Here is a 19,512-nt window from a genome sequence, read left to right on the forward strand (position 1 = left end):
CAGGTGGCATTCTAACTTTTAACGGCAGTTCCGAACAGCTATGAAAAAAACTTCACTCTCTTCCTGGCATGAAAAGGCGGGTGCGAAAATAATTGATTTCGGTGGTTGGCTGATGCCGGTGCAGTATTCGGGAATCATGGCGGAGCATAAAGCTGTGCGCAGTGCGGCGGGCTTGTTTGATGTGTCGCACATGGGTAATTTTTATGTGAAGGGACGGCGTGCGCTTGAGTTTCTTCAGTCGGTGACCACCAATGATCTCAGCCGTACTGTTGACGGACAGGCGCAGTATACCATCATGCTGTATGAGAACGGAGGTATTGTTGATGACCTCATCATATACAGGATAGATTCCGTGACCTTTTTTCTGATTGTCAATGCGGGTAACTGTGACAAGGATTTTGCATGGCTTGAGGAGCATGCGGGTGCTTTTGAGGGGGTGCAGCTGTCAAATCATTCGGACCAGCTGTCGCTGATAGCGCTTCAGGGTCCGAAGGCTTTCAGTATCCTGTCCCGGGTGATTCCCGAGATTGATGCTGACAGACTCCCTTCATTCCATTTTCGTCAACTGCCTTTCATGGGTGCTGAGCTGATGGTTGCCCGGACGGGATATACCGGTGAAGCCGGTGTTGAGATATGCCTGCCAAACGCTCTGGCGCAGCCTCTCTGGGAGGCACTGCTTGATGCGGGCCGTGAGGATGGCCTGGTGCCTGTGGGTCTTGGTGCGCGCGATACGCTTCGTCTTGAAATGGGGTACTCTCTCTATGGACATGAAATTGATCAGGATACCAATCCGCTTGAAGCCCGGCTGAAGTGGGTTGTGAGCATGGAGAAGGGGCCTTTCATCGGGCGTGAGGCATGCAGGCAGGTTGAGCTGAATCCCCGCTTCGGTGTTGCCGGGTTCTCTCTTGAGGGGAGGGCTCTTGCGCGCCAGGGCTGCAGGGTGTTCAATGCCGACCGTCAGGAGATCGGGAAGGTGTGCAGCGGCACAATTTCTCCGACCCTTCAGGAGCCGATAGGTACTGCCAGCCTTGTCAGGGAATATCTCAAACCGGGAACTCCGGTGTTTGTTGAAATTCGCGGGTCACTGCAGCCGGGGCAGATCAGGCGGCTGCCGTTTGTCAAACCAGCGCTCCTTTGAGGGCGCCTTGCTTTTGAATTGAAAGGAGTGAATGCGTGTTGAAGAACAGTAAAAAGGAGAAGAGAGCCCCGCAGACGAAAAAAAAGGGGGGCGGAAAAATGAAACGGGAGCTGGGGGGGATTGCCCTGATGCTCATGTCGCTGTTTCTTGCGGGTGCCATACTGTCGTTTGATGCTGCTGATGCGGCGGTTTTCACCCGTCTCGACTGGTACGATATTCTGGGCAACGGCGCCCGGGATGCGGTTGACTCAATCCATTCGCCTTTCGGCCTTCTGGGTGCACGACTCTCTTCGTTTTTTGTCCGTTCCTTTCTGGGTTATCCCACCCTGCTGCTGCTGTCGGCCATATTTTTCTGGGGGCTGGAACTGTTCCGATCCAGAAGCCTGAAGCAGGCTCTCCTTTTTTTTCTCTACACTGCGCTCCTCTCTTTTGATCTGGCTGCTATGGCGGGGATGACTTCAACCCCCTACAGTGACTATTGGTCCGGCTCTATCGGACGGATGACTGCTGAGCTTGTGAAGAATGTTCTGGGTCCTCTGGGGGGGTGGGTGCTTCTTGTTGTGATTGCCGCAGTTCCATCGTTCTATCTTGGAAGAAGGCTGTTTGTGCGGTGGAAGTCCCGTCCGGATGAAGGGGAGGGCGCCGGTATTGCGGCGGCAACAGGAAACTGGCTGTCGAGGGTCCGTAAAAAAAAAGATGACGGTACCGGAGAACCGGTGAATGACGACCGGCCGTTCCGCTCCTCTTCGTCCTCATTGGCTGAGAGTACGGACCAGCCATTTGCCCCTGTTTCCGAATCGTTGGTTTCCAGCCTTCCCGATTCAGTTCCTCCTGATGCCGAGGCTCATGATGAGGGCGGTGTAAAGGTTACGGGGGGTGAGCTTGAGACCCTCATACGGCCCACTGTGAAGGAGAAAGAGGCGAACCTTGATGAACGGACCATGAAGGTGGCGACACGGGATCATGTGCCCTACCGTTTTCCCTCAATTGATCTACTGGAGAAAGGGGAGGCGGACGACGGGCAGATTGACCGGGCTTATCTTGAGGCAAGCCGCGACAGGCTGCTTGAGAAACTTGCCATCTACAAGATTGCCGTGGTACGGATTTCGATGACTGTCGGGCCCCGTGTTACTCTGTTCGAGATGGAGCTTGCCCCCGATGTGAAGGTGAGCCGGGTGCTGGCGTTGGAAAATGACCTTGCCATGGCGCTGGCCGCTCAGGGTATCCGCATTATTGCTCCCATTCCCGGTAAAAATGCCGTTGGAGTTGAAATTCCCAACAGCAAGCCAAAGACGGTCTGGCTTCGTTCTGTATTGCAGGTGGAGAAGTTCAAGAATACACGGATGACTCTCCCTATTGTGCTGGGAAGAACCATTGCCAATGAGGTCTATATTGATGACCTCGCCTCGCTGCCTCATCTTCTGATTGCCGGGGCAACCGGTTCGGGCAAGTCGGTCGGAATCAATGTGATCATTACCAGCCTGCTCTACTCCTGCAGTCCCGACAAGGTCAAGTTTCTCCTTATTGATCCGAAGCGGGTGGAGCTGTTCAATTATACGCACCTGAAAAGCCATTTTCTGGTGAAGTTCCCTGATATTGATGAACAGATCATCACCGATCCCCAGAAGGCGATCTATGCGCTGAAGTGCGTGGAGAAGGAGATGGATATGCGCTACATCACCCTGCAGGAGGCCGGGATGCGCAATATCGGGGATTATAACAAGGCTCTTCCCAAGGAGGCATTGCCATACCTGGTGGTGGTGATTGATGAGTTGGCCGACCTGATGATTACCGCCGGCAGGGAGGTTGAGGAGCCCATTACACGGCTGGCTCAGCTGGCCAGAGCAGTTGGCATCCATCTCATTCTTGCGACCCAGCGTCCCTCGGTTGATGTCATTACCGGCATCATCAAGGCGAACTTTCCTTCACGCATTGCGTTTCAGGTATCCAGCAGAATTGATTCCCGTACCATTCTTGACGGTTCGGGAGCTGAAAAACTTCTTCGAGACGGTGACATGCTCTACCATCCGGCAACGCTCCCCAAGCCGATACGGATCCAGGGCCCCTATGTCTCTTCCAAAGAGGTTGAGGCTGTCACTTCGTTCATTGGTGCACAGCATGCTCTGAAGAACATCTACATGCTCCCATCTGCGGATATGACGAGGGTGAACGGAGGCTCGTCTGCTGGTGGCAGTGTGGATACAGGGGGGCGCGATCAGCTCTTTGAGGATGCTGCCCGGCTTGTTGTGATGCATCAGCAGGGAAGTGTGTCGCTGCTGCAACGGAGGCTTCGTGTTGGATTTGGTCGGGCGGGGAGAATCATGGATCAGCTCTGCGACAATCGTATAGTCGGTCCTGCTGATGGAAGCAGGGCAAGGGAAGTCCTCATTGGCAGCGAGGAGTCCCTTGAACTGCTGCTCAACAATCTTGATCCGGAGTGAGAGGTACGGCTCAGACTGATTCCACGCGCACGATTTCAGGAATGGCTTTTTTGATTGCCTGCTCCACACCGGCTCGAAGCGTCAGGGTGCTCATGGGGCAGCTGCCGCATGCTCCAAGCAGTTTCACATCCACAACCATATCCTTGCTGATGCCCACAAGCTGGCAGTCGCCGCCATCAACCTGAAGGTAGGGGCGAACGGTTTCCAGAGCGGCAATCACCCTGTCGTAAAGTGCATCGCTGTTTGGCAGATAGTCCTTGCTGGTACTCATAGCGTCAATCCCTTATGAAATAATAGTTAGAAAAAATCGATGGACATCCTTTTGGGGAGTCAGGTAATATCCTACCTGATCCCCAAAAAAACAACCTCTCTCCTGCAGTTCGTTCCCGGGAGCTGTTTTAAGAGCAGCAGCAGGAAGACGATGGTGAGGCATTGGCAATTGAGATCTGCCGGGCTACCTCTTTTGAGGCGCTTTTGAATGCTTCGGCTGCTGATGAATCAGGTGTTCCGATGACTGCAGGGGTTCCGCTGTCACCACCCTCACCTACACTTCTGTTGATCGGGACGGAGCCGAGGAATGCCAGCCCGCGGGCTTTGGCGAAGCGTTCGCCCCCTTTCTGTCCGAACAGATAGTCCCTGCTGCCATCGGGCAGTTCGTACCAGCTCATGTTTTCAATCACGCCGAGGATTGGAACATTCACCTTCGCGAACATGTTGACCGCCTTGGATACATCGGCAAGTGCCACATCCTGCGGAGTGGTGACAATGACGGCTCCGGTAAGGGGGATGGTCTGTGCAAGAGTGAGCTGGATGTCGCCGGTTCCGGGAGGAAGATCAAAAATCAGGTAGTCGAGTTCGCCCCAGGCAACTTCCGTAATGAACTGCTTTATGGCACTTGAGGCCATAGGGCCGCGCCAGATGAGTGCCGTGTCGGTTTCAACAAGGAACCCGATGGACATGAGTTTTACACCGTATTTCTCAAGGGGCTGAAGCATCTTTTCAACCACCTTCGGTTGCTCGGAGTGGAGTCCGAACATTGTGGGAATGCTGGGGCCGTAAAGGTCCGCGTCAACAAGGCCGACTGATGCGCCGGTTGCGGCAAGGCTGACAGCAAGGTTGACGGCAACGGTCGATTTGCCGACTCCGCCTTTTCCTGAAGCGACAGCAATGATGTTTTTGACCTCTTTCAGGGGTCGTTCCTCTTGTCCTCCGCACTGGCCTCCGCTGCACTGGTGTCCGTCTTCATGGTGATGGTCATCGTGACCATGGCTGCAGCTGCTGGTGACTTCGGCCGTCATCTCAACATCAATCCGTTCTGCAGCGGGCAGTTCCGCCCTGATTGCGTCAATGCAGGACTGGCGTATTTCGTCTTTCAGCGGGCAGGCGGGAGTGGTCAGCACTACCTGGAAAGAGATGTCTCCGCCTTCTGTTACGGAGATGCCGCGGATCATTCCGAGGCTTACCAGATCTTTTTTGAGGTCGGGATCAAGAACGGTTGAGAGGGCTTTGAGAATCTGATGCTCATCTATTGTTGCCATGGTGCTGTGCTGGGTAAAAATGTTGCGGAAAGTTCCGGTCTGGTTATTTCTGGAGGAAGCGGAGCGAAATGGTTACCCCTTTGAGGTCGAATTTTTCACGAAGCCTGTTTTCCAGAAACTTCCGGAAATTAGTCTGGACAAGCTCCGGATTATTACAGAAAAATGCAAATACCGGCCAGGCGGCCTGAATCTGTGTCATGTATTTTATTTTCAGCTCCGTTCCGCCTTTAGATGAGGGAGGGTTTGCGGCAAGCGCCTCTTCAAGGAAACGGTTGAGCGCGCTGGTGCTGATTTTTCTGGCCCTGTTGTCGCGGATTTCACGGGCGGTGTCAATGGCCCGGTAGAGGTTCTTTTTTGTCAGGGCCGAGATGAAGAGTACCGGAACATAGGCGAGGTTGCCCATGTGCGAGCGGAGTGTGTCTTCGTACTGCTTGCTGGTTTTGGAGTCTTTTTCAATCAGGTCCCATTTGTTGACGAGGAGAAGCACGGCCCTTTTTCTCTCGGTGGCCATGTTGATGATCTTCAGATCCTGCTTCTCTATGCCGGGCCCGGCATCAATCATCACCATGACGACCTCGCATCGTTCTATGGCTTTCTCGCTGCGCAGGGAGCTGTAGTATTCTATGCCGGCGCTGATTTTGGTGCGTTTTCTCAGCCCCGCCGTATCAATAAGGAGGAAATCCTGCTGCTTTCGTGTGAATCGGGTATCAATTGCGTCACGGGTGGTTCCCGGAATGTCGGAAACTATCTGGCGATTGTTGCCGAGAAGGGCATTGACAAAACTTGATTTCCCGACATTCGGCCGACCGACAACCGCAAGGCGGATAGCTCCGTCCTCTTCCTGGTCTGCGTCTGACTCGGGCAGTTCAAGAAGAATGGCATCGAGCAGATCGGCAACGCCGCTGCCGTCTTTTGCCGATATGCACCAGGGCTCGGTATAGCCGGTGCTGACAAAGGATGCGGCCTCATAGGTAAGCTGCGGGGATTCAACCTTGTTGACAGCAAAGAAGACTGGTTTGTGGCTGAAGCGCTGCCGCAGCACTTTTGCAAGTTCCAGATCGTCATAGGAAAGGCCGGCGCGGGCGTCGGCAACAAAGACAACAATGTCGGCATCGTTGATGGCCGTCATTGTCTGTTCGAGCATGGCGTTGCTGATGACGCCGTCTTCAGGGGCATATCCTCCGGTATCCATCAGACGGAAGGCCCGGCCCTGCCAGAACCCTTCGGAAATATGGCGGTCGCGGGTGACACCGGGAGTGCTGTCGACAATGGCTGCACGCTCCCTGAGTATGCGGTTGAAAAGGGTTGATTTTCCTACATTCGGACGGCCAACCAGGGCAATGAGAGGTTTCATGGAAAGAGGTGTGAAGATGGAGATTCTCGCTCCCGGGAAATTCCTCAGGACGGAATGGTATAATTTGTAGAATTAAGTGAATTAATTTACATTGATAAACTTTATTTTTCGGAAAAGTCCAGTTAATCCATTGTTACAACACGAGCATGAGCAAGACGCTAAGTTTTAAAACATATTCGGCAAAGCCAGGTGATGTCGAACGGAAGTGGTATGTCGTAGATGCCGAAGGCCAGATTTTGGGCAGAATGGCTGCTGAAATCGCAAAGGTCCTCAGGGGCAAGCACAAGCCTGAATTCACTCCCCACATCGATACCGGCGACTTCATTGTGGTGACCAATGCGGAAAAAGTTGCGCTCTCAGGCAAGAAGCTTGATGCCAAGGCTTATTTTTCGCACTCCCAGTATCCTGGCGGCGTGAAGTTCAACCATGTCAAGGATCTGCTCCGCAAAAAGCCGGAAAAAGTCATTGAGCATGCTGTATGGGGAATGCTTCCTCACAACAATCTCGGCCGTCAGCTTTTCAAGAAGCTGAAGGTGTATCCTGGCGCGACGCATCCGCATGAATCGCAGTCGCCTATTGAAATGAAGGTAAATTAAAATCATATAACGCAAGAGGGAATGAAAGAGGTTATCGATACCGTAGGACGCCGTAAGACCTCGGTGGCAAGAGTGTTCATGACGCCGGGAAAAGGGCGTGTCATCATCAACAAGCTGCCGGCTGAAGAGTATTTCAAAGACGAGGTCAAGTGCCGTGTGGCTCTTCGTCCGCTGGTTCTTGCAGAAAAGACCGAGGACTTTGATATTAAAGTGAATGTGCATGGTGGCGGTATCAGCGGCCAGTCGGGCGCTGTCAGTCTTGCTATTGCTCGGGCTCTTGCGGAGACCGATGATTCGGTTCGTGCCGTTTTCAAGCCGGAACGCCTGCTTACCCGTGATCCGCGGATGGTTGAGCGCAAGAAGTTCGGCCGCAAGAAGGCCCGCAAGTCGTTCCAGTTCTCCAAACGCTGATATTTGCGTTTCATCGCTTTTTCAGGACAACATCACTCATATCGTGCTGTTCCGGGGCGGTTCCCCCAAGAGAGTTTTCCGGCAGTGTCCGGCGCCCTGCGCCGGATTCCGGGAGGCAGGCATGATAGAAGAATCAACTAAACAGAAGGAAAATCACTATGTCGTACTTTCAGCTTGAAGACATGCTCCGCGCCGGAGTCCATTTCGGACACCTTGCCCGCCGCTGGAGCCCGAAAATGAAGCCTTACATTTTCATGGAGAAGAACGGTGTCCACATCATCGATCTCCAGAAAACCCTTGTTCTTGCAGACAATGCGCTCAACGCACTTGATGCCATAGCCCAGACCGGGCGGGAAATCATGTTTGTCGGCACCAAGAAACAGGCCAAAAATATTATTGCAGCAGAGGCCGAACGGGCCGGAATGCCTTATGTCTGCGAGCGCTGGCTCGGGGGCATGCTGACCAACTTCTCCACCATCCGCCAGAGCATTCGCCGCATGAATGCCATTGACCGTATGGAGACGGATGGTACCTATGACATGATCACCAAGAAAGAGCGTCTCATGCTCGGCCGTGAGCGCGAAAAGCTCATGAGGATTCTGGGCGGCATTGCCACCATGACCAGGATTCCCGCTGCCCTGTTCATTGTCGATATCAAAAAAGAGCATATTGCCATCAAGGAGGCCCGCTCGCTGGGTATTCCCATCTTCGCTATGGTTGATACCAACTGCGATCCCGATCTGGTGGATTATGTCATTCCTGCAAACGATGACGCCATCCGCTCCATACAGCTTATGGTCAAGGCTGTCGCCGACACTATTGTCAATGCCCGCGCATTGAAGGTGGAGCAGGAGGTTCTGGCAAAGATGGACGAGGCAGACGGCAGCGAGGCTGAGCCTGAGGCCCCTGCAGCGCCCGAATCCGCCGAGTAACTGTAACCAAATTAAAACTGAAGCGAAAGAAAAAGCAATGAGTCAGATTTCAGCAAAGGATGTAAAAGATCTCCGCGATACGACGGGCGTTGGGATGATGGACTGCAAAAAGGCCCTTGAGGAAACAGGGGGCGATATGCAGAAAGCCGTTGAGTATCTACGAAAAAAAGGCGCTGCGCTTGCCGCAAAAAGAGCGGAGAAAGATGCCAGTGAGGGAATGATATGTATCAAGGTGGCGGAAGACCGCAAGGCCGGAGTTATTCTTGAGCTGAACTGTGAGACTGATTTTGTTGCACGGGGCGAGGTGTTTACCGGGTTTGCCGGTGCTCTCGGCCAGTTGGCTCTTGAGGGTTCGGCAGCTTCTGCCGGGGCTCTTCTCGGAATGACACTTTCCGCCGAATTCGGTGGAGAGAAGGTTGAGGATGCAATCAAAACCATGACCGGAAAACTTGGCGAGAAGATTGAGCTGAAGCGTCTTGTTTTTTGTGACGCCGCTGATGGTCTCGTTGAGGCTTATGTTCATCCGGGAGCGCAGCTTGGCGCCATCATCCATATAGCTTCTGCCCAGCCGGACAGTGCAAGGGAGCTTGCCCGCGATCTTGCCATGCAGGTGGCTGCGGCTGCACCGATTGTTGTTGACCGTTCAGCAGTTCCGGAGGAACTGATTGCAAAAGAGTCCGACATCTATCGCCAGCAGGCACTGGGCCAGGGCAAGAAGGAAGAGTTTGTTGACAGGATTGTCCAGGGCCGTATTGAAAAGTACTACCAGGAGGTGGTGCTTACTGAGCAGGCTTTCATAAAAGTCAATAATATGAAGGTTTCGGATGTTCTCGGCGAGTTCCGCAAGCAGCATGAGGCTGCGGTGGAGATCAGGGAATTTGTCCGCTATCAGTTGGGAGAGTAAAGAAAAAAAGCCCCGTGTATCGGGGCTTTTTTTTCGTTCAATAATATTTTCTCACGGAGGATACGACTATGCTGCAATACAAGCGCGTCTTGCTGAAACTCAGTGGCGAGGCTCTGGCGGGAGAGGACGGGTATGGCATCAACAGCCAGATGCTTGAGCGATATGCCGAGGAGGTCAAGGAGGCCCGTGCTATGGGTGCTGAAATAGCCCTCGTGATTGGTGGTGGAAATATCTTTCGCGGCGTTTCCGATGCGGCACGCAATATGGACAGGGTTCAGGCTGATTACATGGGAATGCTTGCAACTGTGATCAATTCCATTGCTTTTCAGGATGCCCTTGAACGGCAGGGCGTGTATACCCGGCTGCAGACCGCAATCAAAATGGAGGAGATGGCCGAGCCGTTCATTCGGAGACGGGCTATCCGGCATCTGGAAAAGGGGAGGGTTGTCATTTTCGGTGCAGGAACCGGTAACCCCTATTTCACTACCGATACGGCGGCTTCACTGCGGGCCATTGAAATTGAGGCTGATGTCATTGTGAAAGGGACCCGGGTTGATGGTATCTATGACTCCGACCCTGAGGAAAATCCGGGTGCAGAGTTTTTTTCCCAGATCTCCTACATTGATGTGATACGCAAGAACCTTCGCGTCATGGACATGACGGCCATTACGCTCTGCCGGGAGAATATTCTGCCAATCGTAGTCATGAACATGAATGAGCGGGGAAATCTGACCAGGCTGATCAGCGGCGAGAAGGTCGGTTCACTGGTTCATCCGTAATCCGCTTCATCGTCTGGCGGAGGTTCCTCTTCAGTCATCTCTTCACCCAGGCGCAATGTTGCCTGCTGAATCTCCTGCCAGCCAAACCCCCGGTTGCGCAGGAAGATTTCAAGTTTCTTTTTGCGCACTGTAGGCGTGAAGCGCAAAAGGGCAGTCATTTTCTTTTCTGCTGCAAGCACCGCCCCCTGCATGCCGTCATAGCTTTTGATCACCTCATCAATGATATCGTCAGCAACGCCTTTTTTACGGAGTTCGGCCTTCAGTTTCATGCTCCCTGCCGGTCTGCGTTTCAGCCGTCCTCTGATGAACTCTTCACTGAATGCACGGTCGTCAAGCACCCCTCTTTCCTTCAGTTTTTCCAGTACCTCCGCTGTGCCATTTTCCGGGCAGTTTTTTGAGAGGAGCTTCCTTTCAAGTTCGGCAATGCTGTGGTTGCGCAGACCAAGCAGTTTGAGTGCCAGCATCATTGTTTCGCCGGGTGTCGGCGGCTGTTTTACGGCTGTTTTCTCTGATTTCATTATGCTTTGAACAGTCTGGAGGTACATGGGTGTTGGTCGGCAACGCCTATGGGTAATGTAGAAGAATTATGGAATTTCGTATATTGAAAGCTGTAACTCTTTTTGCTGTCGTCGTTCACTAGGGCACGGTCGGATTCTTTAAAGTAGCGCTTGAAAGAAGAGCGTCATAATGACATTGCACAATGCGGAATTTATGGAATGAGAGGGATTTTGAAGCAGCACTTGCAGGACAGCAAACAGACGGGAAGACTCCCCGTGAGCTTCTGGAAGTGGTGTATGCATCGAGACTTCTTGGTCGTGAGCATTCCCTTGTAATGCATGGTGGCGGCAACACTTCAGTGAAGTGCGAGCTTGGTGATATTATCGGCAACAGGGTGAATGTGATTTTCATCAAGGCGAGCGGAGTTGACCTTGCCGGCGTCGATTCACACGATTTCACCCCCGTACGAATTGACCCCATGCAGAGACTTCAGCATCTCTACGCAACTGAAGAACGGCGCAGTATTGAGGATGTGCGGCGGTTTTCCACCCGGGAGTTCAAGAACTTTCTCTATCTGAATCTCTTTGATCTTACCGATCACATGGTGAGCCAGGCTCTGAGCCCGTCGATTGAGACACTTCTTCATGCGTTTCTTCCCCATCGGTTCATTCTCCATACTCATTCAATGGCGTTGCTTACCCTTTCCAATCAGCCTGATGGAGAGGAGCTCTGCAGCAGTGCCCTGGGCGGGAATTTCGGTTCTGTGCCATACGCCAAACCGGGTCTTGAGCTTGCCAATTCAGCAGCAGCAGCCTATCAGCATGACCCTTCAATTGCCGGGCTGGTGCTTCATAAACATGGGCTTGTTACTTTCGGGGAGAGTGCGCGGGAGGCTTACGACCGTATGATTGATGCGGTGACGGCTCTTGAGTCGCGTATTGCTGCAGCGCCCGAGAAGACAATGGAGTCTGTGCGGCTTCCATCAGAACTTCTTTCTATGGAGGATGCTGCTCCCATTATCAGGGGTGCCTGCGTGCTTGAACGCACTCCCGGTTCGAAGGACTATGATCAGTTCATTCTGGATTTCCGGACATCACCCGAAATTCTCACTTATGTCAACTGCGCCAACCTTGTGGAACTTTCCCGCAGGGGCGCCATGACGCCGGATTTCATTGTTCGCTCCAAGCATTGGCCGCTGGTGGTTCCCGCTCCGGACGCCGCTGATTCTGCAGGATTCAAGGCTTCAGTTCATAAGGCTGTAGAAGCCTATGCCACTGAGTATGCAGACTATTTTGCCGCCGGGAAAGCGGCTGTCGGCACAGATGTTTCCATGCTCGACCCTGTTCCGCGAGTGGTTCTGGTTCCCGGACTGGGTCTTTTTGGGGTCGGCAGGACGGCCCGTTCCGCTGCTGTGAATGCTGATATTGCGGCTGCCAGTGCAAGCGCCATTCTTGATGCTGAGTCTGTTGGTTCATTTGAGTCCATCACGGACGGGGAGGCGTTTGCCATTGAGTACTGGGAGATGGAGCAGGCGAAGATGCAGAAAGTCCGCCATGGTGAATTTGCCGGAAAGGTTGTACTGGTGAGCGGAGGTGCCGGCGGTATCGGGCTTGCCACTGCCAGGGCATTCCGGGAGAGAGGGGCTGAAATTGTGCTGCTCGATCTCCATCAGGATGCGCTTGATGGTGCTGCGGAGGAACTTGGCGGCGGGGTTCTCGCAATGACCTGCGATGTCACCCGGCGCAGTGATGTGCGTGCAGCCTTTGAGGGGGCCTGCCGTCGTTTTGGCGGGGTGGATATCATTGTTTCCAATGTGGGTGCTGCATTGCAGGGGCGTATCGGTGAGGTTTCCGATGAGGTGCTCCGTAAAAGTTTTGAGCTGAATTTCTTTTCGCACCAGTCTATGGCGCAGGAGGCGGTCAGGGTCATGAAGCTTCAGGGATCCGGAGGGGTGTTGCTGTTCAATGTTTCCAAACAGGCAGTAAACCCCGGGCCCGATTTCGGACCCTATGGTCTGCCGAAAGCGGCAACAATGTTTCTTGTCCGGCAGTATGCCCTTGACCATGGACGGGACGGCATCCGTGCAAACGGCATCAATGCTGATCGCATCCGCAGCGGCCTTCTGACCGCCGAAATGATTGATGCGCGCTCAAAGGCCCGTGGCCTGAGTGAAAAAGAGTATATGGCGGGCAATCTTCTGCAGCTGGAGGTGACCGCTGAAGATGTGGCAGAGGCTTTTGTGCATCTGGCGCTTGAAAAGAGGACGACAGGTGCAATTACGACGGTGGACGGCGGCAACATTGCGGCCGCTCTGCGGTGAGCATCAATGGCAGGTGTCCAGGAGAGAGTGTGTGAGATAGTGACAATACAACCCGAAACAGGAGGAGCGCAACATGGCTGAGTATGACAAGGACAAACAGGCCAAGGATTATTATACCGACATTCCGGTCAACACCCACGGATTCTTTCTGAAGGGTGCTCACTCTCTTGATTGGGGAATGAAAAACCGCCTTTCACGGATTTTCCGTCCGGATACTGGCAAAACGGTCATGTTCGCAATTGATCATGGTTATTTTCAGGGACCGACCACCGGCCTGGAACGCCCGGATGTGAATATTGTTCCCCTCATGCCGCATGCAGATGCAATCATGCTGACCCGCGGTATTCTCCGTACAACGGTTCCTCCTTCCCTCAATAAGGCGGTCGTGATGCGCTGCAGCGGCGGCCCGAGCATTCTCAAAGAACTTTCCGACGAGGAACTTGCCGTTGATATTGAAGATGCAATCAGGATGAATGTTTCCGCCATTACCCTCCAGGTCTTCATTGGCGGGGAGTTTGAGACCCGTTCCATACACAATATGACCAAGCTGATTGATATGGGTCTTCGTTACGGCATACCCACCATGGCGGTTACCGCCGTTGGCAAGGACATGGTCCGCGATGCGAAGTACTTCCGTCTTGCCTGCCGGATTTCCGCAGAGCTTGGCGCACAGATTGTGAAGACCTATTATGTGCCCGAAGATTTTGAGACCATTGTGGCTTCATGTCCGGTCCCGATTGTTATGGCGGGCGGCAAGAAACTGCCGGAACAGGAGGCTCTCACCATGTCGTGGAAGGCTATTCAGGAAGGCGCATCAGGTGTGGATATGGGCCGCAACATTTTCCAGAGCGATGCTCCGCTGGCCATGATGAAGGCAGTCAATAAGGTGGTGCATGAGGGTCTGAACCCTTCAGAGGCATATGAGTATTTCAGTTCCATCAGGGCGGATGGGTGAAGAAGTGCACTGAATTTTATTAATGCCAATCCCGAACAGTCCGGTTGCGGTACTGTTCGGGGTGATGATACTGTTTTATGAACACAACGGATGTCAAGGGTTTTTTTGCCTCCAGAGAGCAGCTTGAGATGGCTGATTACCTGACGCTGGAGTATTATGTGGAGTGTGTGGGAAATATTGACACCGCGCTCGCGCATTTCTGCAGTGAGCAGTCAACGGCACAGTGGAGCCGGATAGGGTATGATGAGGATTTCAGGGTGCGATTCGGTGCGAAGGTGATTGATCTTCATATTCTTGGCGAACGGGAACAGCTCAGTTATCCGGTGACACACTCGGAGAAGGGGACGATTCATGCCTGCCGTGTAACCATTGCCCATCCGCACCGGAATTTCGGGCCGAAACTTCCCAATCTCCTGACTGCGGTTTGTGGTGAGGGGGTGTTCTTCACTCCAGGTGTGCCCATTGTCAAGCTTCTTGACATCTCATTTCCTGAATCCTATCTCCGGGAGTTCGACGGACCGAAATTCGGTATCGAGGGAATCCGTGATCTGCTTCAGGCTTATGACCGTCCGATCTTTTTGGGTGTGGTAAAGCCCAATATCGGGTTGAGCCCGGAGCATTTCGCCCACATTGCCGAAGAGAGCTGGATGGGTGGGCTGGATATTGCCAAAGATGACGAAATGCTTGCCGATGTTGAGTGGTCAACGCTTGCCGAGAGGTCGCGCCAGCTGGGTATTGCCCGCCAAAGGGCTGAAAAGGCCACGGGCGAACCCAAGGTGTATCTGGCCAACATTACCGATGAGGTTGACCGGATGAAGGAGCAGCATGATGTTGCCGTCAGAAATGGCGCCAATGCGCTTCTGGTCAACGCTCTGCCGGTTGGGCTGAGTGCCGTCAGGATGCTTGCAAAGTATACGCAGGTTCCTCTGATCGGCCATTTTCCCTTCATTGCTGCTTTCAGCCGGATGGAGAACTATGGGATTCACTCACGGGTGATGACCAAGCTGCAGCGGCTTGCGGGGCTTGATTCCATCATTATGCCGGGATTCGGGAGCCGGATGATGACCCCTGAGGAGGAGGTGAAGGAGAATATTGCCGAGTGTCTTCAGGAGTTCGGCCATATCCGCCGCTCTCTGCCTGTTCCGGGCGGGAGTGATTCCGCTTTGACGCTGGAGACGGTATATCGCAAGGTTGGATCGGTCGATTTCGGATTTGTTCCCGGACGGGGAATTTTCGGACATCCTCTTGGTCCGAAAGCTGGAGCCGCCAGTATCCGTCAGTCATGGGAGGCCATTGAGCAGGGAACTTCTCTTGAAGCATACGCAGTTGGACGGCCTGAACTTGAGGCTATGCTTCCGTCGGGAAACGGAGGCAATGGGAAGGCTTGAGGGAAAGGTAGCCATCATCACCGGTTCGTCGCGCGGGATTGGCAACGCCATTGCCCATGCGTTTGTTTCCGAGGGTGCGAAGGTTGTGGTGACTTCATCATCCGGCACAAATGTAGCGGATGCAGTTGCGGGCTTTCCACCGGGGTCGGTGCATGGCCGGGTGTGTGATGTTCTCTCTTTGGGAGAAGTGCAGGCACTTGTTGCAGAGAGCGCCGAATGTTTCGGGAAAGTTGACTGCTTCATCAACAATGCGGGGATTTCCGACCCTTTCTGCGCTCTTGCAGAAAGCGATCCGGACGCATGGGGCAGGGTGATTGATACCAATATCAAGGGGACATACAACGGCAGCCGTGCGGCTATCTGTTATTTCCTCCGCGAGAACCCGCACGGCAAGCTCATCAATATGGCGGGTTCGGGGACAGACAGCGGTTCGAATACTCCATGGATAAGCGCCTACGGAACAACCAAGGCGGCAATTGCCCGTTTTACGCATGCCGTTGCAGCCGAATATCGCCATACACCACTCTCCGTGATGCTGCTGCATCCCGGCCTTGTCCGCACCGCCATGGTCAGTACGGAAAACCCCACCCCGGAATTGCAGAAGCAGCTTGCTTCGTTCAATACAATCCTCGACATTTTTGCCCAGCCCCCCTCTGTGGCGGCTGGACTTGCCGTCCGGATGGCTTCCGGGTGGAGCGACGGAAAAACGGATATCTATCTTTCAGCGCTCAGCGGAATGAGAAAAAAAAGGTTGCTCCTGACCTTTCCCTTCCGTAAAATATTCAACAGGATAGACCGTCAAACATATTAACCGGACATGGGCCGTTTCATGCTGAAAACCGTTGTATCAAGGGCGCTCTCTCTGGCTTTGCTGCTCCTCTCGCTCAGTGGGTGTTACAGCCTGGGCGGAGGCTCTCTTCCTGAACATGTGAAAACCGTTGCAGTTCCGGTTTTTGCAGGCGGTTCAGGGTATGGCAATGATCTCAACAGGGCAGTGACGAATAAAATTGAAGCCGCCACTCCGCTTCAGATAACCTCATCCATTGCCCGGGCGGATGCTCTGCTGGAGTGCTCCATAACCACCTGGTCGGACAGTTCAAGCCAGCTTTCGGTTGATACGGAACGGGCCATCACCAACAGGATTACGATAGGGGTGCGGGCTTCCATGGATGACAGGGTGGAGAAAAAACAGATGTTTTCGCAGTCGTTTGTTGCTTTTGCCGATTACACCGTGGGTGACTATCTTGGCCAGCAGGAGGCCATACGGGTCTGTATGGAGCGTATCGCCGATGAAATTATTGATGCGATCGTATCTGGATGGTGAATTTAACGGAGGGACTCATGGGTTCCATGAAAGATGTTGACTATCGCCTTCAGCTTGTGAGGGGATTTCTTGAGGAGGCCAGGCAGGATTTTGCCGGGGGACGCTGGCGCGCAGCTGTTTCAGGCTCGGTGCTTGCAGTTGAGAATGCGGGGGTAGGGGTGCTGATGCTTTTTGGTGTTGCGCCGACCACGCACAGGCCGGGAGAGCATCTGACGAGGCTGATGGGCGAGGGAACCCTTTCAGCCGAGGTTGCCGGAATGATCGGGCAGCTTCTGCCCCTGTTTGAACGGCATGGTTCCCATCAGAAGATGCTGACGAAATATGGTGATGAAGAGGGCTACCGGCTTCCCTGGGATATTTTTGGAGAGGAGGACGCGCGTGAAGCGTTTGCATCAGCAGAGACGGCCATGCGCATTGCGTCTGACATAGCCGCAGTGATCTCTTCTTCTGGCGGAAAAGCGTAGAGCTGAATTATTTTTGTATATTGATAAAAACTATCCGTAAGGGTGCCCCACCCATGTCGGTACTTTGACGGAACGAACATCGAGGCACCATGAAAGGCATTATTCTGGCCGGAGGTTCCGGTACAAGGCTCTATCCTGTTACGAGGGGCATTTCAAAGCAGCTCCTTCCCGTCTACGACAAACCGATGATATACTATCCACTGACCACCCTCATGCTTGCGGGAATCAGGGATATTCTCATCATCACGACTCCTGAAGATCAGCCATCATTCCGGAAACTGCTCGGCGACGGCAGTGACTGGGGAATCTCTCTCTCCTACACGATTCAGCCATCTCCCGACGGCCTTGCGCAGGCGTTCATTCTTGGTGAGGAGTTCCTCGGAGGTGATGATGTGGCTCTGATTCTTGGGGACAACATCTTTTTCGGCTACGCTTTCACTCCTATGCTTGATCTTGCAGTCCGGACGGTTCGTGAGCAGCGGAAGGCGACAATTTTCGGTTATGCCGTCAGTGACCCGGAACGGTACGGTGTCGCTGAAATTGATGGTGAGGGCAATGTGCTCTCCATTGTGGAAAAGCCTGAGAACCCGAAGTCCGACTATGCGGTTGTGGGGCTTTATTTTTATCCCAATGATGTGGTTGAGGTTGCCCGCAATGTTCGCCCTTCAGCGAGGGGTGAACTTGAAATTACAAGCGTGAACGAACGCTATCTGGAGGCCGGCCGATTGAAATGCTCCATGCTTGGCAGGGGGTTTGCATGGCTTGATACCGGAACGCACGAGTCGTTTCAGGAGGCCGGCAATTTCATTCAGACGGTTGAGAAACGCCAGGGACTCAAGATTGCATGCCCTGAAGAGATTGCCTGGCGCAATGGCTGGATAGGCGATGAGGATCTGCTGCGGCTTGCCGTGCCGCTTTTGAAAAGTCAGTATGGAGAGTATCTGAAACGCCTTCCCTCCAGGCGCTGAAAGCGGGTTGCGATCTCCTCTTTCTGAAAGAATCTGAACACTGTAAGTTTTTGTCACAGTATGCGTGTAACGAGTACCGCCATTCCTGATGTCCTGGAGTTTGAGCCGGATGTTCTGGGCGATGAACGGGGATATTTTTTTGAATCCTTTCGCCGTGACCTGATTGAAGAGCATATCGGACGGGTTGATTTCGTGCAGGACAATGAGTCGAAGTCATCCCGCGGTGTTCTTCGGGGGCTCCACTTTCAGCGGCCGCCCCATACCCAGTCGAAGCTGGTCCGGGTTGTGCGGGGCAGGGTGCTTGATGTTGCCGTGGACATCCGGCGGGGATCGCCCTGGTATGGCCGGTATGTTGCCTGTGAGCTGGACGGTGAGCGTAAAAACGAGCTCTGGGTTCCCAAAGGGTTTGCCCATGGGTTTGTGGTTCTCTCTGATGAAGCGGTTTTTTCCTACAAGTGTGACAGCTACTATCAGCCCTCTTCTGAGGGGGGGCTTCTCTGGAACGACCCGGCTCTTGGCATTGACTGGCGGCTTGAGGAGACGGATATCCGTGTTTCAGGAAAGGACGGCGGACTTCCGGGTTTTTCGGGCATCGAAGATTTTCCATACAGTGAGTACAACGCTGAATCAGTCTACCGCCGATGAACATTCTTGTGACAGGCAGCAATGGCCAGCTTGGCCGTGAGCTTCAGGAGCTTTCCCGCCTGCTTCCTGCGCATCGTTTCTTCTTTCATGACTTGCAGGAGCTTGATATAACAGAGAGTTCGGCTGTCATGTCGGCTGTTGCCAGGTGCCAGCCCTCGGTGCTCATCAATGCGGCTGCATATACTGCAGTTGACAGGGCGGAGAGGGATCCTGAATCAGCATTCCGTGTCAACCGCAACGGTGCCGGTGTTCTTGCCTCCGCCTGTAGGGAGGCCGGAGTACTCCTGCTTCATGTCTCTACCGACTATGTGTTTGACGGAAACCGGCCGACACCCTACCGTGAAAGCGATTCCCCCTCACCTTCAAGCGTCTATGGCCGTTCAAAGCTTCAGGGGGAGCAGTTGATTGGTGAAATCGACCCTTCCCACATCATTGTGCGTACCTCCTGGCTCTACTCCCCTTATGGTGCCAATTTTGTGAAAACCATGCTGCGTCTCGGGGCTGAAAAGAGCGAGCTGCAGGTGGTGTTCGACCAGACCGGTACGCCGACCTCTGCGGCTGACCTTGCAGGAGCCCTTCTGGAGATTGCAGGTCACCACGACCCTTCCCGTCATTATCGCCAGACCTATCATTACAGCAATGAGGGAACCGCTTCATGGTATGATTTTGCATGTGCCGTGATGGAGCTCTCGGGGCTGGAGTGCCGCATCCTGCCTGTTGACAGTTCCTGTTACCCTCAGGAGGCGCCCAGACCATCCTACAGCGTGCTTGACAAGAGTGCCATCAAGAGGGACTGGGGCATCCGGATTCCTTACTGGCGCGACTCGCTTGCAGCAATGCTCAGCAACCAATCCTAA

At 53.6% G+C, this 19,512-nt stretch carries 20 protein-coding genes; 16 read left to right on the forward strand and 4 right to left on the reverse strand.

The window, feature by feature from the left end; genetic code table 11:
• Window positions 1-40: 40 nt before the first annotated feature.
• Together gcvT and EKD02_RS07125 are read left to right on the forward strand one after the other, a co-directional pair.
• Window positions 41-1,138, forward strand: coding sequence for a glycine cleavage system aminomethyltransferase GcvT (gcvT, locus tag EKD02_RS07120; protein WP_126342733.1), 1,098 nt, complete (start codon window positions 41-43; stop codon window positions 1,136-1,138).
• Between the two features lie 98 nt (window positions 1,139-1,236).
• On the forward strand, window positions 1,237-3,579 hold the full coding sequence (locus EKD02_RS07125) for a DNA translocase FtsK (protein ID WP_126342736.1): 2,343 nt from the start codon (window positions 1,237-1,239) through the stop codon (window positions 3,577-3,579).
• Window positions 3,580-3,589: 10 nt separating this feature from the next.
• Here the strand turns inward: EKD02_RS07125 and EKD02_RS07130 are convergent, their stop codons facing one another.
• The 3 genes from EKD02_RS07130 to der all read right to left on the reverse strand — a co-directional run bounded on the left by EKD02_RS07130 (window position 3,590) and on the right by der (window position 6,471).
• Window positions 3,590-3,850: a NifU family protein gene (locus EKD02_RS07130; protein ID WP_011889703.1), complete on the reverse strand. Its 261-nt coding sequence runs from the start codon at window positions 3,848-3,850 to the stop codon at window positions 3,590-3,592.
• Between the two features lie 127 nt (window positions 3,851-3,977).
• Entirely contained in the window at window positions 3,978-5,117 is a 1,140-nt protein-coding gene (locus tag EKD02_RS07135) for an Mrp/NBP35 family ATP-binding protein (RefSeq protein ID WP_126384727.1), read from the reverse strand.
• A gap of 43 nt (window positions 5,118-5,160) precedes the next feature.
• Entirely contained in the window at window positions 5,161-6,471 is a 1,311-nt protein-coding gene (der, locus tag EKD02_RS07140; RefSeq protein WP_126384729.1) for a ribosome biogenesis GTPase Der, read from the reverse strand.
• A 146-nt stretch (window positions 6,472-6,617) separates the two neighbouring features.
• On the opposite strand from der, the gene rplM reads away from it, so the two are divergent.
• The 5 genes from rplM to pyrH all read left to right on the forward strand — a co-directional run bounded on the left by rplM (window position 6,618) and on the right by pyrH (window position 10,093).
• Window positions 6,618-7,067 carry a 50S ribosomal protein L13 gene (gene rplM, locus EKD02_RS07145; RefSeq protein ID WP_011889706.1) on the forward strand — a complete coding sequence of 150 codons (450 nt, stop codon included), beginning with the start codon at window positions 6,618-6,620 and terminating at the stop codon, window positions 7,065-7,067.
• A gap of 21 nt (window positions 7,068-7,088) precedes the next feature.
• Window positions 7,089-7,478 carry a 30S ribosomal protein S9 gene (rpsI, locus tag EKD02_RS07150; protein ID WP_011889707.1) on the forward strand — a complete coding sequence of 130 codons (390 nt, stop codon included), beginning with the start codon at window positions 7,089-7,091 and terminating at the stop codon, window positions 7,476-7,478.
• 158 nt (window positions 7,479-7,636) lie between these two features.
• Entirely contained in the window at window positions 7,637-8,410 is a 774-nt protein-coding gene (gene rpsB / locus EKD02_RS07155; RefSeq protein ID WP_126384731.1) for a 30S ribosomal protein S2, read from the forward strand.
• A 37-nt stretch (window positions 8,411-8,447) separates the two neighbouring features.
• Window positions 8,448-9,314, forward strand: a complete 867-nt coding sequence (gene tsf / locus EKD02_RS07160; RefSeq protein ID WP_011889709.1) for a translation elongation factor Ts — start codon at window positions 8,448-8,450, stop codon at window positions 9,312-9,314.
• A 68-nt stretch (window positions 9,315-9,382) separates the two neighbouring features.
• On the forward strand, window positions 9,383-10,093 hold the full coding sequence (pyrH, locus tag EKD02_RS07165; protein ID WP_011889710.1) for a UMP kinase: 711 nt from the start codon (window positions 9,383-9,385) through the stop codon (window positions 10,091-10,093).
• Here pyrH and recX read toward each other — a convergent pair.
• Window positions 10,084-10,611, reverse strand: a complete 528-nt coding sequence (gene recX / locus EKD02_RS07170; protein ID WP_011889711.1) for a recombination regulator RecX — start codon at window positions 10,609-10,611, stop codon at window positions 10,084-10,086. The two genes, pyrH and recX, sit on opposite strands and share 10 nt — an antisense overlap.
• A gap of 182 nt (window positions 10,612-10,793) precedes the next feature.
• Between recX and EKD02_RS07175 the strand changes: the two genes are divergently transcribed.
• From EKD02_RS07175 to rfbD, 9 genes are all read left to right on the forward strand, one after another.
• On the forward strand, window positions 10,794-12,911 hold the full coding sequence (locus EKD02_RS07175) for a bifunctional aldolase/short-chain dehydrogenase (protein WP_126384733.1): 2,118 nt from the start codon (window positions 10,794-10,796) through the stop codon (window positions 12,909-12,911).
• Between the two features lie 73 nt (window positions 12,912-12,984).
• Entirely contained in the window at window positions 12,985-13,866 is an 882-nt protein-coding gene (gene lsrF, locus EKD02_RS07180; protein WP_011889713.1) for a 3-hydroxy-5-phosphonooxypentane-2,4-dione thiolase, read from the forward strand.
• 77 nt (window positions 13,867-13,943) lie between these two features.
• On the forward strand, window positions 13,944-15,254 hold the full coding sequence (locus EKD02_RS07185; RefSeq protein WP_126384735.1) for a RuBisCO large subunit C-terminal-like domain-containing protein: 1,311 nt from the start codon (window positions 13,944-13,946) through the stop codon (window positions 15,252-15,254).
• Window positions 15,241-16,065: an SDR family NAD(P)-dependent oxidoreductase gene (locus EKD02_RS07190; protein ID WP_011889715.1), complete on the forward strand. Its 825-nt coding sequence runs from the start codon at window positions 15,241-15,243 to the stop codon at window positions 16,063-16,065. The genes EKD02_RS07185 and EKD02_RS07190 overlap by 14 nt, the downstream gene beginning before the upstream one ends.
• Before the next feature lie 18 nt (window positions 16,066-16,083).
• Window positions 16,084-16,578: an LPS assembly lipoprotein LptE gene (lptE, locus tag EKD02_RS07195; RefSeq protein WP_041470032.1), complete on the forward strand. Its 495-nt coding sequence runs from the start codon at window positions 16,084-16,086 to the stop codon at window positions 16,576-16,578.
• 17 nt (window positions 16,579-16,595) lie between these two features.
• Window positions 16,596-17,042 carry a HEPN domain-containing protein gene (locus tag EKD02_RS07200; RefSeq protein ID WP_049752462.1) on the forward strand — a complete coding sequence of 149 codons (447 nt, stop codon included), beginning with the start codon at window positions 16,596-16,598 and terminating at the stop codon, window positions 17,040-17,042.
• A gap of 89 nt (window positions 17,043-17,131) precedes the next feature.
• On the forward strand, window positions 17,132-18,010 hold the full coding sequence (gene rfbA / locus EKD02_RS07205) for a glucose-1-phosphate thymidylyltransferase RfbA (protein WP_126342754.1): 879 nt from the start codon (window positions 17,132-17,134) through the stop codon (window positions 18,008-18,010).
• A gap of 60 nt (window positions 18,011-18,070) precedes the next feature.
• Window positions 18,071-18,655 (forward strand): dTDP-4-dehydrorhamnose 3,5-epimerase, encoded by a 585-nt coding sequence (gene rfbC, locus EKD02_RS07210; protein WP_011889719.1) that lies wholly within the window; start codon window positions 18,071-18,073, stop codon window positions 18,653-18,655.
• Entirely contained in the window at window positions 18,652-19,512 is an 861-nt protein-coding gene (gene rfbD, locus EKD02_RS07215; RefSeq protein WP_126342757.1) for a dTDP-4-dehydrorhamnose reductase, read from the forward strand. The genes rfbC and rfbD overlap by 4 nt, the downstream gene beginning before the upstream one ends.

The organism is Chlorobium phaeovibrioides (genome assembly GCF_003968655.1).
GTDB classification, from domain to species: domain Bacteria; phylum Bacteroidota; class Chlorobiia; order Chlorobiales; family Chlorobiaceae; genus Chlorobium; species Chlorobium phaeovibrioides.

What these genes read in the sequence shown, in the direction of transcription:
- gcvT (WP_126342733.1), top strand. Translation starts at nt 41, where the DNA reads ATGAAAAAAACTTCACTCTCTTCCTGGCATGAAAAGGCGGGTGCGAAA.
- EKD02_RS07125 (WP_126342736.1), top strand. Translation starts at nt 1,237, where the DNA reads ATGAAACGGGAGCTGGGGGGGATTGCCCTGATGCTCATGTCGCTGTTT.
- EKD02_RS07130 (WP_011889703.1), bottom strand. Translation starts at nt 3,850, where the DNA reads ATGAGTACCAGCAAGGACTATCTGCCAAACAGCGATGCACTTTACGAC.
- EKD02_RS07135 (WP_126384727.1), bottom strand. Translation starts at nt 5,117, where the DNA reads ATGGCAACAATAGATGAGCATCAGATTCTCAAAGCCCTCTCAACCGTT.
- der (WP_126384729.1), bottom strand. Translation starts at nt 6,471, where the DNA reads ATGAAACCTCTCATTGCCCTGGTTGGCCGTCCGAATGTAGGAAAATCA.
- rplM (WP_011889706.1), top strand. Translation starts at nt 6,618, where the DNA reads ATGAGCAAGACGCTAAGTTTTAAAACATATTCGGCAAAGCCAGGTGAT.
- rpsI (WP_011889707.1), top strand. Translation starts at nt 7,089, where the DNA reads ATGAAAGAGGTTATCGATACCGTAGGACGCCGTAAGACCTCGGTGGCA.
- rpsB (WP_126384731.1), top strand. Translation starts at nt 7,637, where the DNA reads ATGTCGTACTTTCAGCTTGAAGACATGCTCCGCGCCGGAGTCCATTTC.
- tsf (WP_011889709.1), top strand. Translation starts at nt 8,448, where the DNA reads ATGAGTCAGATTTCAGCAAAGGATGTAAAAGATCTCCGCGATACGACG.
- pyrH (WP_011889710.1), top strand. Translation starts at nt 9,383, where the DNA reads ATGCTGCAATACAAGCGCGTCTTGCTGAAACTCAGTGGCGAGGCTCTG.
- recX (WP_011889711.1), bottom strand. Translation starts at nt 10,611, where the DNA reads ATGAAATCAGAGAAAACAGCCGTAAAACAGCCGCCGACACCCGGCGAA.
- EKD02_RS07175 (WP_126384733.1), top strand. Translation starts at nt 10,794, where the DNA reads ATGCGGAATTTATGGAATGAGAGGGATTTTGAAGCAGCACTTGCAGGA.
- lsrF (WP_011889713.1), top strand. Translation starts at nt 12,985, where the DNA reads ATGGCTGAGTATGACAAGGACAAACAGGCCAAGGATTATTATACCGAC.
- EKD02_RS07185 (WP_126384735.1), top strand. Translation starts at nt 13,944, where the DNA reads ATGAACACAACGGATGTCAAGGGTTTTTTTGCCTCCAGAGAGCAGCTT.
- EKD02_RS07190 (WP_011889715.1), top strand. Translation starts at nt 15,241, where the DNA reads ATGGGAAGGCTTGAGGGAAAGGTAGCCATCATCACCGGTTCGTCGCGC.
- lptE (WP_041470032.1), top strand. Translation starts at nt 16,084, where the DNA reads ATGCTGAAAACCGTTGTATCAAGGGCGCTCTCTCTGGCTTTGCTGCTC.
- EKD02_RS07200 (WP_049752462.1), top strand. Translation starts at nt 16,596, where the DNA reads ATGGGTTCCATGAAAGATGTTGACTATCGCCTTCAGCTTGTGAGGGGA.
- rfbA (WP_126342754.1), top strand. Translation starts at nt 17,132, where the DNA reads ATGAAAGGCATTATTCTGGCCGGAGGTTCCGGTACAAGGCTCTATCCT.
- rfbC (WP_011889719.1), top strand. Translation starts at nt 18,071, where the DNA reads ATGCGTGTAACGAGTACCGCCATTCCTGATGTCCTGGAGTTTGAGCCG.
- rfbD (WP_126342757.1), top strand. Translation starts at nt 18,652, where the DNA reads ATGAACATTCTTGTGACAGGCAGCAATGGCCAGCTTGGCCGTGAGCTT.